Origin of the sequence: Luteibacter sp. 621, from assembly GCF_050435445.1 — a bacterium.
In the GTDB taxonomy this organism is placed as follows: domain Bacteria; phylum Pseudomonadota; class Gammaproteobacteria; order Xanthomonadales; family Rhodanobacteraceae; genus Luteibacter.
Genome location: NZ_JBNDKI010000023.1, coordinates 1 through 14,540, shown reverse-complemented (window position 1 = coordinate 14,540; position 14,540 = coordinate 1). Strand labels below are relative to the sequence as shown.

The window sequence follows — 14,540 nt, the reverse complement described above, 5'->3', positions numbered from 1 at the left end:
CAAAGGTGTCATGCGCGGGGGTGGCTTTGCCGGGCCACCCCATCCGGGCCACAATGGTGAGGTTTCCCGCTCGTCCGGGTCCCCTCAGGCAAAAGGCTCGTTTCCATGTCCCAGTCGCCCAAGATCATCTACACGCTCACCGACGAAGCGCCGTTCCTGGCCACCGCGTCGTTCCTGCCGATCATCGAAGCGTTCGCCGGTACGGCGGGCGTGGCGGTTGAAACCCGCGATATCTCCCTGGCTGGCCGCATCCTGGCCCAGTTCCCCGAGCGCCTTACCGACGCACAGCGCGTAGGCGATCACCTGACCGAACTGGGCAACCTGGCGACCACGCCGGAAGCCAACATCATCAAGCTGCCGAACATCAGCGCCTCCGTGCCGCAGATGAAGGCCGCCATCAAGGAACTGCAGGGTCAGGGTTACGACCTGCCGGATTACGTGGACGCACCCTCCACCGACGCCGACAAGGACATCAATGCGCGCTATGGCAAGGCCATGGGAAGCGCCGTGAATCCCGTGCTGCGCGAAGGCAATTCCGATCGCCGTGCGCCGCTCTCGGTCAAGAACTACGCCCGCAAGCACCCGCATCGCATGGGCAAGTGGTCGCCCGATTCGAAGTCGCATGTTGCGCACATGGATGGCGGCGATTTCTACGGCAGCGAAAAGTCGGCCACCATCGGCAACGCCGGCAACCTGCGCATTGAATTCGTGGGCGAGGACGGCGACACCAGGGTGCTGAAGGAAAAGGTCGCGGTAAAGGCCGGCGAAATCGTCGATGCCGCCGTGATGAGCAAGAACAAGCTGGCCGCTTTCATCACCGCGCAGATCGACGATGCGAAGGCGAAGGGTGTGCTGTTCTCGCTGCACCTGAAGGCCACCATGATGAAGGTCTCCGACCCCATCATGTTCGGCATTGCCGTGCGCGAGTTCTACAAGGATGTGCTGGCGAAGCACGCCGATGCGCTGAAGCAGGTGGGGTTCGATGCGAACAACGGTATCGGCGACCTGTACGCCCGCCTGGGCAAGCTCGATGCCGCCACCCGCGAAGCGATCGAAGCTGACCTGAAGGCCGAGTATGCCCACCGCCCGGCACTGGCCATGGTGAACTCCGACAAGGGCATCACCAACCTGCACGTACCCAGCGATGTCATCATCGACGCCTCCATGCCGGCGATGATCCGCGACAGCGGCGGCATGTGGAACGCCGAGGGCAAGCTGCAGGATGCCAAGGCCGTGATCCCGGATCGCAGCTACGCCGGTGTCTATGCGGTCGTGATCGAGGATTGCATCGCCAACGGTGCGTTCGATCCGGCCACCATGGGCAGCGTGCCCAACGTGGGCCTGATGGCGCAGAAGGCTGAAGAATACGGCTCGCACGACAAGACCTTCCAGATCCCGGCCGACGGCAGCGTGCGCGTCGTGGCCGAGGATGGCAGCGTCGTGTTCGAGCACGTGGTGGAGCAGGGCGATATCTGGCGCATGTGCCAGACCAAGGATGCGCCGATCCAGGATTGGGTGAAGCTGGCCGTGCAGCGTGCCCGCCTGTCGGGCACCCCGGCGGTGTTCTGGCTGGATAAGAACCGTGCGCACGATGCACAGGTGATCGCCAAGGTTGAGCGTTACCTCAAGGATCACGATACCTCGGGCCTCGACCTGCGCATCCTTGCACCGGAAGAAGCCACGAAGTTCTCGCTCGAGCGCATCCGCAAGGGTCAGGACACCATCTCGGTGACCGGCAACGTCCTGCGCGATTACCTCACCGACCTGTTCCCGATCATGGAGCTGGGCACCTCGGCCAAGATGCTCTCCATCGTGCCGCTGATGGCCGGTGGTGGCCTGTTCGAGACTGGCGCGGGTGGTTCGGCGCCGAAGCACGTGCAGCAGTTCGTGGAAGAGGACTACCTGCGCTGGGATTCACTGGGCGAATTCCTTGCCCTGGCCGCCTCCCTCGAGCACCTGGCCGAGCGCTACGACAACAAGCACGCCCGCGTGCTGGCCAAGACGCTGGACCAGGCCAACGGCCGCTTCCTCGACAGCAACAAGTCGCCGGCCCGCAAGGTCGGTGAGATCGACAACCGCGGCAGCCACTTCTACCTGGCCATGTACTGGGCGGAAGCCCTGGCGGCGCAGGATGACGATGCCGACCTGAAAGCGAAGTTCGCGCCGGTAGCCAAGGCCCTGGCCGAGAACGAAAGCAAGATCGTGGGTGAGCTCAATGGCGCCCAGGGCAAGCCTGTCGAGATCAAGGGCTACTACCACCCGGACATGGCGCTGGTCAGTGCGGCCATGCGTCCGAGTGCGACGTTCAATGGCGTGATCGACGGGCTGCGTCGCTAACGCCCGTAACACCCATCGCGCGCAAGCGCGCTCCTACAAGGTTTCTTTCCACTTGTGGGAAAAAAAGGGGCCACGTGAGTGGCCCCTTTTTTTGTCTTACCAGTTCTGATCTTCTTTCGGCTTATCTGCGGCCTTGTCGGGGCGCGAGGTCTTCCTGACCGTATCGCGCGAGGCCACTTCTGTTCGTACTGCCTTGCCTGAGGGTATAGCGGGTACTTCCTCGCGAAGCTCCATGGACCCTTGAACGAAGCCGCTGGTATTCACGCCATCTTCCACGATGTGCCCATATGACATGGTGGACGTGACGCGATCGATGACTACCGTGCAGCACGGCTTGTCCGATCGCCCTAGCGACTGACCCGACTGCGGATCGATCACTTCCTTACCCATCGTGACGGCCTGGTACGTGGTACCGACGCGCACGTTATCACCGCCCTGATTAATCACGAGGTCTTTTCCGTCAGCCTGGAGAACCGTCAGCGGAAACGTGTTCTGCAAGATGGCCTGGACGATGTCATGCCTCAGGCTGTCCATCACCAGGGAGGCGAGCTTTGGGCCATTGGCTGAAGCGCCCAATGTGGTCGGTGCAGTGTCGGGCAGGGTATAGGTGAACGCTTTGGACATGACGACCTGCCCAGTCACCGCGTTGACGACACGGAACGACAGTGCGGCGCCCCCGGCGTAGCTTGCCAGGGTGCGATCGCTGAGCCGGAGCTGACGCTCGTGCCGCGCATACTCGAATCGATCGATCGACGGGATGACGATCAGGTCGGTTGCCAGCTGGTGCCCCAGGCGCGCTGTATCCTCCAGCCTGGCCTGCCCGGAGTTGATCAGATCGATCTCCTGCCCAATCTCTGCCCCCGCATCGCGATCAAGCACGGTGAAGCGGTGAGTCTGTACCAAGCCGTCGCTGAGGGAGCTGCGTATTTGCGCCCCAACGTCGTCGGCTGAGACGTCCATGTCACCAACACGGAAGGCAGGCTGCCTTGTGCGTGGCATTGCAATGACCACGCGGGTGAGCTTTGCCGAGGTGGACTCCCGATACGTAGCCACATCGGCGGCAACACGCACTTCCCAATGGCTGGCGAAATCGGTGTGCTTCCGGGTGTAGTCCACCTGGCTTGCACCCTGATGCTGGTCCCATTCGCCCGTGATGCTCGCCGATGCGCTCTGCTTTCCGTCGGCACTGGCCATGGCATCGCCGGCCTCGGCACGTGCATGGCCTTCAGCGCTGGCTTCTTCTGATGCCTTGACACTCCCCTTGTTCCAGCTCTCGCCCTGGGAAGCGGCAAGGTGCTGCTCGTCGGTCGCCGTGGGCTGGTTCACTTGCTGTTGCGACAGGATGCGAAACCGTGAAACGACTCCGTGGGACTGGCTGGAAAGCCAATCGGCAAATTGACTCGAGTGCACATCGAGTTGTTGGCCATTGGCGTGGAGCTGTGCCGTGTAGTCCAGGGATGCCGAGCCGCTGGCCATCGATTTGCCGTTGACCTGCTCGATAGCACTACGAATTGCGCTATCCACGGCGGCTTCTAGAGTCGGTCCCGCGCCTGTCGCCTCAACGTGCTCGCTCGCCACACCGCCAAAGTCAGGTCGAGCGGGTGCGCTGGTGGGTGCGGTGGCCTTGACCGAAGCAGCTGCCGCCGGGGCAGGTGTTTGAGCCTGTGCTGGTGGTTCGTCCTTGTGGCATGCCGCGACGACAGCGAAGGCGGCCGTAAGGCCGCCTCGCATAAGCGCCGAACGAATCGGGTGCTTGCCGTACATCAGGGAGCGAGACCCGACAGCGCGGCGGTCGCATCGGCGGGTGCCTTCACTCCATTGCTCTGGCTGATGGAGAGCGTCTTGCGGAACATGTCGAACACACTCTTCGAGTACGACGGCGTCCCCTTGGCGATCACCATGCCCGCCTTCAACTTGGTCATGCCCGCACCGAGGCCCATAATGCCGCCGCCCGTTGCCGACGACTTTACCGATGAGCTGAAGTGGGCGACCTCACTGACGAGCTGGCGCGTGCCGAGCACGCCCTTGGCAAAGTGCGGAAGGCTATTCACATAGTGCTGCTTGCCCTCGTCCGTCAACGTTGCCTGCTGCGCCTGCCTCTCGGCGATGGCCGCGTTTGCCGCTTCCGAGCGCTCCATGCTCGTCTGCAGGGCCTTCGCTTCCAGCGTGCCGCCCGACGATAGGCTCGTCTGCTCGGACTCCAGGATCGCGGCCTGGTCCTTCAGGTCGTACGCCAAGGCCAGCTCGTGCTGGGCTGCAAGAACCTCGAGCTGCGACGCGACGAAGGTCTTCACCATGCCGTCCTGCGCAACCTCCGGATCACCCGCGGCGTCGTTCGCCGCGGCATTCGTTGCGGCCGAATCCTTGCCCAACGGAAGCTTGATCGGGAATGCGCCGGCCAGGGCGCTGGAACAGGTGGCGGCCAGCAGCAGGGAAAGAGTGGTCTTGGTCATCGTACGCATGGCGAGTCCTTGTCGTTTAGTGTTGACTGGTGAAGCGGGCATCAATGGATGCCCTTGTTGTTGAGTTCGTCGACCATCTGCTGCGCGGCCTTTTGCGACGCGAGCTTGAGCGCGTTGGTTCGCGCGACGGATGCGTCAGGACCCAGGCCGGCGAACTGCACCGGGCCAACCGATGAGAGCGTCCGGGCGAAACGTCCACTGACGTTGTAGACCTTGCCGGTCACCGTGACATACACGCGGGTATTACCACTGACGGGGTCGGTATCCTGCATGCCTACATCCAGCGTCCCAAGTGCCAGCAGGCCGATGCCGGCTTGCTGCACCCCCTGGGTCGCATCACGTGTCATCTGGGAGGGAAGGTCATCGCCGTGGCTGTACGCATCGCGAATGCGAGCGATGCTAAGCAGCCCGTTACTTGCCCCTTCGACCTGATCGGCCTCCACGACGTCGTAGCCCGCATCGGCGAAGATGCCGGTCATCGCGGTGTTGATGTCGCCGCTCTGTGTGACGGCCCAATCCACCTTGTCCGCCTTACGCGTCGTGCTACCGCCCGTGGTCATCGCGACGCTGGCATGTTCATCAACGCCATCGCTCGTGCCCACGCTGCTGGCGCGGACCGACTCGCCCTCGTGAGTTGTCTTCTTGTAAGAGGTGTCGGCATCCGCCCGCTTGTAAACCTTGGCATCGAAGGACTGCACGCTGGCCTGCGAGCGCGACATGAACAGGAAGGTCAGCGTCTGGTGATTGGTGGAGCTTACCGCTGCGGCGTTTGCCGAACCGCCACCGAGGTCGTTCAAAAGGCGCGTGCTGTTGATATCTGCACGAACGACTGTGCTGTAGGTCTTGCTCGATTTCGCATCGTCCTCCGAAAGCACGGTCGCTCCCAGAACATAGTCGTCAATGTGTGCTTCGATCCGCTCGCGTTGCTGGTCGAATACACGTGAGCGCGCGGCGTTGGTGTCCGCAATGTACCGCTCCACCGCATTCACCTTGGCCTTGTGTAGGGCGGTCTGGCGGTCATCGGCGGAAAGGTGCCAGCCATAAGTGACTGATCCCTGCCCCTTCGACTCGGCCGATTGTGCAAATGCCGGTGAGGTGTACGAAATGGCGAGGGAGAGAAGTAATGCTAGCTTTCGAAGAATCATCGGGATGCCTTGATAAGGTCGGCGAGTGAGGACAGTTGCGCGCGCGGGGCGGCACCCTCAGGAAGGGCCGACTTGGTCCATGGTGATCCTGGTACCGACACCGCCTGGGTGAAGTTGTTGAAGAGGAGAAGCAGGGACTCCCATGTGGCCGCCCAATCGTCCACGTTCGCCTGCGTTACCGGCACGTCCTTGGTTGCGCCCTGTTTGACGCGTTGCTGGAAGTAGACCTTGCCGGAAAGCGGCTCTCGTACCGTGATGTCGACGAAGGAGCCGTAAATGAAGATCGTGTTGACGTTGCTGCTGCCCTGCTGGATCTTCTTGAAGCCAGCGATGTCGAGGCTAACTTCATAATCCGCCTCAGGAATCTTCAGGTCGTACGACTCGCCCTCGACGAACCGTGCCGCCATGCTTGATCCTATGGCGGCGTTGGAGCGATAGGGAAGTATCGACACGTGCTGGTTGGCGCCGAGATATTTCCCGAACTCCTGCGCGATCGAGGCTCGCAACGCGTCGTCATTTGTACTTGGTGACGTTGTGTGGATGTACTCAAGAGCCTTGTCGGCGAGGGTCACGCTCGTCACGCGAAGGTGCCGGCTCGCCGCGCTCGGTATGCTACTCCGGCCAAGTGCGGCCACGAATTCGGCGGCGAGCGAGGTTGTCGATGAAGGATCGAGTAACAGGCGGCGGAAGCTTGCCGAGATCTCTGCGTCGTCAGGCCTGGTTGCGCGTACATCGACGAGATCGAGTACGAGCGGGATGCCACCGAGGACTTGCTTCTCCTTGAAATCGAAGAAAAGAGCCTGTGCGGCTACCTCGAGTCTGACCTTGTAAAGTGCGCCAACCTGTTCCACGGATGTCGTCTCGCGGTCGATAGCGAGCGCGAGCGCTGTGGATTGTCGTGCATCGCGGATCGATCCAAGCGAATCGAACGAGACGGTCACAGGGGTCGGATGGGTGCGAAGTTGCTGACGTATCGCGCCGTTAACGTCGCGTGCTCCGTCGCCGTCGAGCAAAGGCTTGATGTGCGGGAAGTCGCGGGCGACGGCCGCTGCATCGCCCGTGAAGGCCACTCCTGCGAAGAAGACGGTGTTGACCTCAGCATGCGCGCAGCCCATGGCGGCACAAGCGAGGAGGGCAAGCATGGCTTGCCACATGGACCGAGCTGATATCACCCTTCGTTCTCCCTGAACCTTCCGTGCCGCGCGGGATTGAGCCGGCGCAGCGTTCATCGTGCTATTCAGGGGGATCCTGTGTGGTGTGGCATCGAGGCACGGCGAAGCCTGCAGGCATACGCTGCAGCGACACACATGCTGGAATGTCCACATGCCGTCCAGGCAGCCCCCTGTCTGGACGCGGAGAATCTCGCATGGCGCAGGTTGCATTGCAATACATCGGGGCGTTTTTGGTTGTGACCGATCGCGCACTGGTCAAGTGCTATGCATGCGACACGGTTCTCACTTCACTGATTTGGGTCGTTTTTGTCGCTGCGGGCGAGTCGTTGTCCGCGCAAGCACGCCCCCACCGGGCGGCGCACCAGCTGTAGGAGCGTGCTTACGCGCGATGGCCGCTACCTCAGGCCCCAATCTCGCGGCGCACTCTCCGCCGCCCATCCCGACATAAGCTCATGCATGCGGGTCGTCGGGTGCAACGTATCCCAAAAGACGAAGCGGCCGGCCTCGCAGTACTTGCGGGGGATCTGTTCCTGTATGTAGGAAAGCGCGCTTTCCGAATCGATCTTCAGGCAGGAATCGGTTGCGTTACTGAACTTGTACTGTTCCGGGTGCGCAAGCACGTCGTCGAAGCGCGAGCGTGCATCGACGATGCGGATCTGCAGTTCGCCCGGCTGGGCGAGCCCTTCTTCGCCGGCCTGGCGGATAACGCCACTCACGACGCTGGAAAGCGCAGAGTTGTACACGTTGACGCGGGTAAGTACATCCGACGCGTCCTTCCGCCCCATGCGGAATACCGGCGCCCTGGTGACATCCGGCAGGTTCACCACCAGCACCTTGCGTGCGCCATGCCGCACAAGCTGCATCAGTGATTCGCGCTGCTCCTGGACGATCTGCGTGGCGTATTTGCTGTCGTTGACGAAGTCGTTGCCAGCGACCATGAAGGTGAACAGCGTGCGCGAGGGGTCGTAATCCGTCTCGCTATCCATGTGCTCGAAGAAGCTCTTGATCTGCCGGCCAATGCCATGGATCAAACCGAACTGTGCATCACGGGTCTGTGCGCCGCCGACGGCCCAGTTGGTGAGGGCGAGGCCGTTGCGAGATGCGAGGTATTCGACCCAGGTGGGGCCGTTGCTGAAGCGGCCGGCGAACCATGAGGCGGAAGGCAAGGTTTTGCCCTTGGGCACGAACTCCAGCGCCTGGCGTGATGCCGTGTGCATGTTCCCGGTATCGGTAAGGCTGTCGCCGAACGACACGATGCGTTCCACCGGTTCGCCCGGGCGAAGGTCGCCCTCATGCCAGAGGGGGTAAGCGTAATCGCTTGCGCCTCGCGCACCGGCGGCCGCCATGCCGATCAGGCGATGAAAATCGGCCGTACCCTTGAGGTGCTGCTCGCACAGTGCGTTCAGCTTGGCTGGCGCGACGGGCGTACGGAACAGGTTGCTCCAGCTGAAGAGGCGGTCGTGTTGCCAGTTGCCGGGCAGCACCTGTCCTGTGTCGATGGTGCCGGTGGCGGCCCCGGTCGGGTCGCCGAGCTTCTTGTAGTGGCACAACAGGGTTGCGTTGCTACCGGCCTGGGCGGCAGTCGCCACCAGGGCCAGTGTGCCGCCGAGTAGTGCGCGCCGGTAAAGCGTCTTGATGGATCGCATGGGCTCTTCCTTGAGGTGAGGGGCCGGATTCCTTCCGGCCCACGCATCATGCGGGCAAGTCGTGCGGTGTTCTGTAGGTGCCGGCAGCGATCGACCTCAGCATTGGCCTGATCCCATCAGGCGTCGCTCGCCGCCTTGAGCGCATCCAACTGTTCGCCGGTGAGCTGCAGCGAGGCGGCGCGCGCCAGTTCAGCCAGCTGTTCCACCGTCGTGGCGCTGGCGATCGCCGCGGCGATGGAAGGCTGCGCCATCACCCAGGCGAGCGAGACCTGCGCAGGTGTCGCGCCATGCGCATCCGCAACCTGGTCAAGCGCGGCGAGTACACGCATGCCGCGACCGGTAAGGTAGTTCTTTACCTTGGCCGCACGCGCCTTGCTCTTGGCCAGGTCTGCTTCGCTGCGGTACTTGCCGCTGAGGAACCCGCTGGCCAGCGAGTAATAACTGATCACGCCCACGTCTTCCTGCACGCACAGCGGCTGCAACGCGCCTTCGAAGCCCTTACGGTCCATCAGGTTGTATTCGGGCTGTAGCGACTCGTAGCGTGCCAGGCCCTTGGCCTTGCTGGTTGCGAGTGCATCAGCAAGGCGCGGTGCCTCGTAGTTCGAGGCGCCGATGACGCGGACCTTGCCCGCGGTCACGAGGTCGTCGAAAGCACGCAGGGTTTCTTCGAGCGGCACTTTCGGATCGTCTTCGTGGGCCTGGTACAGGTCGATATGGTCTGTCTGCAGGCGGCGCAGTGAATCTTCCACGGCTTCGCGGATGTTGGTGGGCGACAGGCCGGGATAGCGCTTCCACTTGGCCACCTTGGTGGCGATCAGCACCTTGTCGCGCTTGCCGCTTTGCTTGAGCCAGCGCCCGATGATGGTCTCGGATTCGCCACCTTCGTTGCCTTCCACCCAGGCGGAATACACATCGGCGGTATCGACGAGGTTGAAGCCGTGGTCGACAAAGGCATCCAGCAACTCGAACGAGCGTGCCTGATCGGCACTCCATCCGAAGACGTTGCCGCCGAAGGCGAGGGGAGCGACCTTGAGGGGGGAGCGGCCGAGTGGGCGAAGCTGCATGCGTGGGCCTCCATGGGCGAAAACCCCATCATGGCCCACGCAAGGTGGCAAGCACGTCAACCGCGACGCTGTGCCTCAGCAGCAGGCCCCGGATACGGCGGGACCGGTGGCCGGGTTTGCCCGGGCAGGGTGGCTCGCAGGACGCGCCACGGGCGCGGCGGCCGCATCCGCGGTTGCCGCACGGCCTTTACCCGTGTCGGCCTTGCGCTCCGGCGCACCCAGCGCAAGCACCAGTTCCTTATTGACGATATGGCCGTGCATAAAGGCGAGGCCAGTGAAGATCGAAGCCATGACACCCTCCTGGTCGGTTGGCAGGCCGCAGTTTGCTGCGACTTGTGGTGGGCTAAAGGTTGGCCTTTTCGCGAGCCTTGAAAAAGCGATATGTTTGCAACCTGGACTTGAGGGAAATTCACGTGTCCCGTCTGCCGCTCGGTCTGCTCCAGGGGTTCGTGCTCGTCGCCAGGACGGGCAAGCTCGCGCGCGCCGCCGAGCAGCTGAACCTCACCGTCAGCGCCCTCAGCCACCAGATCCGCAACCTGGAGGAGCGGCTTGGCCGCTCCCTGTTCGATCGCGGGCCGCGCGGCGTGACACTCACGGCCGATGGCGCCAACCTGCTCGAGGCCATTGGCCACCACTTCGAGGGGATCGAGCACGCGCTCGGGCGCTTCCAGGGGCGTCACCAGGATTCAATCACGCTGAGCGTGCTGCCATCGGTCGCCTCCAGTTGGCTGGTGCCCCGGCTGCCGCGGCTGGTATCCGCGCACCCGGAACTGGAGCTCAGCCTGCATTCGTCCGTGGGCGTGGTGGATTTCGACCGCGAGCTGACCATTGATGGGGCCTTCCGTTACGGGCTGGGCTCGTGGCCCCGCACCAAGGCTGAGCGCCTGTTCGGCGAATTCATCGTGCCCATCGCCAGCCCCTCGCTGGTGCGCAAGATGGGTGGCCTGCCGGATACCTCGCTGAAGGGCTGGCCTTTGCTGGGTGATCCGTCGGGGCGCTGGAACGATTGGGCCGAACAATTCGGCATGCCGCTGCCTTCACGCTACGTGGCCCGCTTCGATAACACCGAGCACCTGCAGCGCGCGGTGCTGGAGGGGCTGGGCGTGGCGCTGGGCCGGCTGGTCATGGCCCGCTCGCTGATCGAATGCGGCGCGCTGACCGTGCTTTGCAAGGAACGCATGCGCGTGGCCGAGGCCTATTACCTGGTGTACCCCAAGCGCTCCGAGCCGCATGTGGGCTTCGGCCGGCTGCGTGAATGGCTGCTGGCCGAGGCAGCCGAGTACGAAGCAGGAATCGCCGAAAACCGGCCACTTCCGGCTTGACCCTGTCGCGCTGCGGCGCGACAATTGTCCGGCTTCCCGGGCTGCTTGTGCCGGGCGGCACCCTCCTTAGCTTATCCAGGCATATGGACGTTCACCCTAGTACACGCGCCGGCATCCGCTCGCTTCGGGTCCCGGCGTCAGACATCGACATCGCCCACGGCGACCGCACCCGGTCGGCTGGCGCTTTCCGCTACTAGGGAAAGTCCGGCTCTCCTCGTCGGTAGCCGTTGGCTACCGTTATTCGAGGATTGAGCCATGAACCTTCAGCTCGACAAGACCAGCCCGCGCATGTTCGGGCGCCGTCTCGCCTTCGCTCTCGCCCGCCGCCGTGCCACCGCCCAGCCGGTGAAGCGCACGATCACGGTCCCGCGTTCGCTCGATACGGCCGAAAGCTCGTTGAAACCGGTTGACGGCAAACTGCCGCAGCCATGAAAAGCGACATAGACACTACGACGCCGCATACGCGGTCTGTCATCACGTTCAACGAGAATTCCGTACGTCGGCTCCGGGCCGGTGCGCCTGCTTTCGGCTAACCGCGGCCGCAAGCCGCTCGCGCCCACCGGGGTTCCATGTACCGGACAGGTAGCGAGCCATGAAGATCCACACCTCGCAGGCGGCCGTCGCCGCCAAAACCTTCACCAACGCGACCGCTGACGCCTTCCGTCCGGCGGATGAGCTTTTGCGCGCGCTGGATTCCCGCATCGATGGCCTCGACGAGGAGGCCATCGCCGAGCGCCTCGATCGCGATGGCATTAATGAAGTGGGCCACGAGAAGCCGCCGCACTGGTCGATCCAGTTGCTGCACGCCTTCAAGAACCCGTTCATCATCGTGTTGCTGGTGCTGGCCGTGGTCCAGCTGGTGACCGAGCCGGATGACCTCACCGGCCCCATCATCATCGCGGTGATGGTAGGCATCAGCGTCGTCCTCTCGTTTACCCAGGAATACCGTTCCTCGCAGGCGGCCGAGAAGCTGAAGGCGATGGTGCGCAATACCGCATCGGTCACCCGCCGTGCGGAGGATGGGCATTCCGAGCGGATCGAAGTGCCGGTGGAAGAACTGGTGGTGGGCGATATCGTCCACCTCGGCGCCGGCGACATGATCCCGGCCGACCTTCGCCTGATCGCAGCGAAGGATCTGTTCATCAGCCAGGCCATCCTCACCGGGGAATCGATCCCCGTGGAGAAGGCGGCGCCCAATGCAGCCATCGCCGGTGAGGCCGGTGGCCCGCTCGACCTGCCCACGGTCTGCTACATGGGCACGAACGTCGTTTCCGGCACCGCCACCGCGGTGGTGTTGGCGACGGGCGCGCGCACGTACCTGGGCTCGCTGGCGCGCACGCTGTCGGGCGAGCGCGTGCAGACCAGCTTCGACAAGGGCATCTCTTCGGTGAGCTGGCTGCTGATCCGCTTCATGGCGGTGATGGTGCCCATCGTTTTCTTCATCAACGGCTTCGATAAGCACAACTGGCTGGATGCCTTCATGTTCGGCCTTTCCGTGGCCGTGGGCCTCACCCCGGAAATGCTGCCGCTGATCGTCACTGCCAACCTCGGCAAGGGCGCGATCGCCATGTCGAAGCGCAAGGTCGTGGTGAAGCGCCTGAACGCGATCCAGAACTTCGGCGCCATGGACGTGCTGTGCACCGACAAGACCGGCACGCTCACGTTGGACAAGATCGTGCTCGAGCGCCATGTCGACCTGGCCGGCGATGATTCTGATGAGGCCCTGGAGTGGGGCTACCTCAATAGCCGCTTCCAGACCGGCCTGCGCAACCTCATGGACAAGGCGGTGCTCGCCCACCGCGATCTGGAGACCATCGCTCACCGCTTCCGCATCGTTGATGAAATCCCCTTCGATTTCCAGCGCCGGCGCATGTCGGTGGTGGTGACCGATGGCGAGTACGAGCAGCTGCTGGTCTGCAAGGGCGCGGTGGAAGAGATGCTCGCCACGTGCACCGAAGCACGGATCGGTGGCGTCGTCGAACCCATGACGGACGAGAAGCGCGCCGAGATCCGCGCCATGACCCGCCGGCTCAACGAGGACGGCCTGCGCGTGCTGATCGTGGCCGTGCGCCGCGATCCGATCGGCGACCGTGCCTATGGCGTCGCTGACGAATCCGGTCTCACTGCTGTCGGCTGCCTTGCGTTCCTCGACCCGCCGAAGGACTCGGCCGCCACCGCCATCCGTGCCCTTAACCACCACGGCGTGGCCGTGAAGGTGATCACGGGCGATAACGAGGCAGTGACGAGGAAGATCTGCGCCGAGGTGGGCCTTGACGTGGCGGGCACCGCGCTGGGCCGCGACATCGAGCAACTGGATGACGATGCGCTGGATGCCATGGTCGAGACGACGACCATCTTCGCCAAGATGTCGCCGGTACAGAAGGCGCGCGTGGTGAAGGCGCTGCAGCGCCGTGGCCACACCGTCGGTTTCCTTGGCGATGGCATCAACGATGCGCCGGCGCTGCGCGATGCCGACGTGGGCATTTCGGTGGATACCGCCACCGATATCGCGAAGGAATCGGCGGATATCATCCTGCTGGAAAAGAACCTGATGGTGCTGGAAGAGGGCGTGGTCGAAGGCCGCGTCACCTTTGGCAACATCATGAAGTACATCAAGATGACCGCCAGCTCGAATTTCGGCAACGTGTTCAGCGTGCTGGTGGCTAGTGCGTTCCTGCCGTTCCTGCCCATGCTGCCGTTGCAGATCCTGGTGCAGAACCTGCTGTACGACCTGTCGCAGCTTTCTATCCCGTTCGATCGCATGGATGAGGAATACCTGCGCGTGCCACGCAAGTGGGATGCGGGTGACATCGGGCGTTTCATGGCCTGGATCGGCCCGGTGAGCTCGGTGTTCGATATCACGACGTTCTGGCTGATGTGGCATGTGTTCGGCGCCAACGACGTGGCCCACCAGTCGCTGTTCCAGTCGGGCTGGTTCATCGAGGGCCTGCTGTCGCAGACGCTGGTGGTCCACATGATCCGCACGCGGCGCATCCCGTTCCTGCGCAGCATGGCGTCGGCGCCGGTACTCGCACTCACCGGCCTGATCATGGTGATCGGCATCTACATTCCGTTCTCGCCTCTGGGCGCACGAATCGGAATGATGCCGTTGCCGGGCGCGTACTTCGGCTGGCTGGCGCTCACCCTGGTGAGCTACTGCGTGCTGACCCAACTGGTGAAGACCCTGTACATCCGCCGCTACAAGCGCTGGCTGTAACCGCCGCAACAGGGGCGGCGCCGCAGCGATCGGCTGAGGTGCCGCCCTGTAGGAGCGGGGGGGGGGGGGGGGGGGGGGGGGGCGCGCGCCCGCGCGCCCCCCCCCCCCCCCCCGGGGGGGGGGGGGGGGGGGGGGGGGGGGGTGGGGGGGGCGGGGGGGGGGGGGCGCCCCCCGC

11 protein-coding genes are annotated in these 14,540 nt (G+C 63.6%); 4 read left to right on the top strand and 7 right to left on the bottom strand.

Features of this window, described 5'->3' with window-relative positions:
* The first annotated feature begins 105 nt into the window (after positions 1-105).
* Entirely contained in the window at positions 106-2,337 is a 2,232-nt protein-coding gene (locus ABIE56_RS19445; RefSeq protein WP_429245460.1) for an NADP-dependent isocitrate dehydrogenase, read from the top strand.
* 96 nt (positions 2,338-2,433) lie between these two features.
* Here ABIE56_RS19445 and ABIE56_RS19440 read toward each other — a convergent pair whose 3' ends face one another.
* The 7 genes from ABIE56_RS19440 to ABIE56_RS19410 form a co-directional block, all read right to left on the bottom strand.
* Positions 2,434-3,861 (bottom strand): CsgG/HfaB family protein, encoded by a 1,428-nt coding sequence (locus tag ABIE56_RS19440; RefSeq protein ID WP_429245459.1) that lies wholly within the window; start codon positions 3,859-3,861, stop codon positions 2,434-2,436.
* A gap of 239 nt (positions 3,862-4,100) precedes the next feature.
* A complete protein-coding gene (locus ABIE56_RS19435) occupies positions 4,101-4,799 on the bottom strand; it encodes a hypothetical protein (RefSeq protein ID WP_429245458.1) in 699 nt (232 codons plus the stop codon).
* A gap of 41 nt (positions 4,800-4,840) precedes the next feature.
* Positions 4,841-5,944: a hypothetical protein gene (locus ABIE56_RS19430; protein ID WP_429245457.1), complete on the bottom strand. Its 1,104-nt coding sequence runs from the start codon at positions 5,942-5,944 to the stop codon at positions 4,841-4,843.
* Positions 5,941-7,086: a hypothetical protein gene (locus ABIE56_RS19425; RefSeq protein ID WP_429245456.1), complete on the bottom strand. Its 1,146-nt coding sequence runs from the start codon at positions 7,084-7,086 to the stop codon at positions 5,941-5,943. The genes ABIE56_RS19430 and ABIE56_RS19425 overlap by 4 nt, the downstream gene beginning before the upstream one ends.
* A 425-nt stretch (positions 7,087-7,511) precedes the next feature.
* Complete coding sequence (locus ABIE56_RS19420) at positions 7,512-8,762, bottom strand: SGNH/GDSL hydrolase family protein (protein WP_429245455.1); 1,251 nt, start codon at positions 8,760-8,762, stop codon at positions 7,512-7,514.
* Between the two features lie 116 nt (positions 8,763-8,878).
* A complete protein-coding gene (locus ABIE56_RS19415) occupies positions 8,879-9,826 on the bottom strand; it encodes an aldo/keto reductase (RefSeq protein WP_429245454.1) in 948 nt (315 codons plus the stop codon).
* A 75-nt stretch (positions 9,827-9,901) separates the two neighbouring features.
* Positions 9,902-10,117, bottom strand: coding sequence for a hypothetical protein (locus ABIE56_RS19410; protein ID WP_429245453.1), 216 nt, complete (start codon positions 10,115-10,117; stop codon positions 9,902-9,904).
* A 122-nt stretch (positions 10,118-10,239) separates the two neighbouring features.
* On the opposite strand from ABIE56_RS19410, the gene ABIE56_RS19405 reads away from it, so the two are divergent.
* The 3 genes from ABIE56_RS19405 (at position 10,240) to mgtA (ending at position 14,365) form a co-directional block, all read left to right on the top strand.
* The gene (locus ABIE56_RS19405) at positions 10,240-11,148 is read left to right on the top strand and encodes a LysR substrate-binding domain-containing protein (protein ID WP_429245452.1); all 909 of its coding nucleotides are present in this window, start codon (positions 10,240-10,242) and stop codon (positions 11,146-11,148) included.
* A gap of 255 nt (positions 11,149-11,403) precedes the next feature.
* Positions 11,404-11,580: a hypothetical protein gene (locus ABIE56_RS19400; protein WP_429245451.1), complete on the top strand. Its 177-nt coding sequence runs from the start codon at positions 11,404-11,406 to the stop codon at positions 11,578-11,580.
* 160 nt (positions 11,581-11,740) lie between these two features.
* Entirely contained in the window at positions 11,741-14,365 is a 2,625-nt protein-coding gene (gene mgtA / locus ABIE56_RS19395) for a magnesium-translocating P-type ATPase (RefSeq protein WP_429245450.1), read from the top strand.
* The last annotated feature ends 175 nt before the right edge of the window (positions 14,366-14,540 follow it).

Coding starts and splice junctions, on each gene's coding strand:
- ABIE56_RS19445 (WP_429245460.1), top strand. CDS start 106: ATGTCCCAGTCGCCCAAGATCATCTACACGCTCACCGACGAAGCGCCG.
- ABIE56_RS19435 (WP_429245458.1), bottom strand. CDS start 4,799: ATGCGTACGATGACCAAGACCACTCTTTCCCTGCTGCTGGCCGCCACC.
- ABIE56_RS19430 (WP_429245457.1), bottom strand. CDS start 5,944: ATGATTCTTCGAAAGCTAGCATTACTTCTCTCCCTCGCCATTTCGTAC.
- ABIE56_RS19425 (WP_429245456.1), bottom strand. CDS start 7,086: ATGCTTGCCCTCCTCGCTTGTGCCGCCATGGGCTGCGCGCATGCTGAG.
- ABIE56_RS19420 (WP_429245455.1), bottom strand. CDS start 8,762: ATGCGATCCATCAAGACGCTTTACCGGCGCGCACTACTCGGCGGCACA.
- ABIE56_RS19415 (WP_429245454.1), bottom strand. CDS start 9,826: ATGCAGCTTCGCCCACTCGGCCGCTCCCCCCTCAAGGTCGCTCCCCTC.
- ABIE56_RS19410 (WP_429245453.1), bottom strand. CDS start 10,117: ATGGCTTCGATCTTCACTGGCCTCGCCTTTATGCACGGCCATATCGTC.
- ABIE56_RS19400 (WP_429245451.1), top strand. CDS start 11,404: ATGAACCTTCAGCTCGACAAGACCAGCCCGCGCATGTTCGGGCGCCGT.
- mgtA (WP_429245450.1), top strand. CDS start 11,741: ATGAAGATCCACACCTCGCAGGCGGCCGTCGCCGCCAAAACCTTCACC.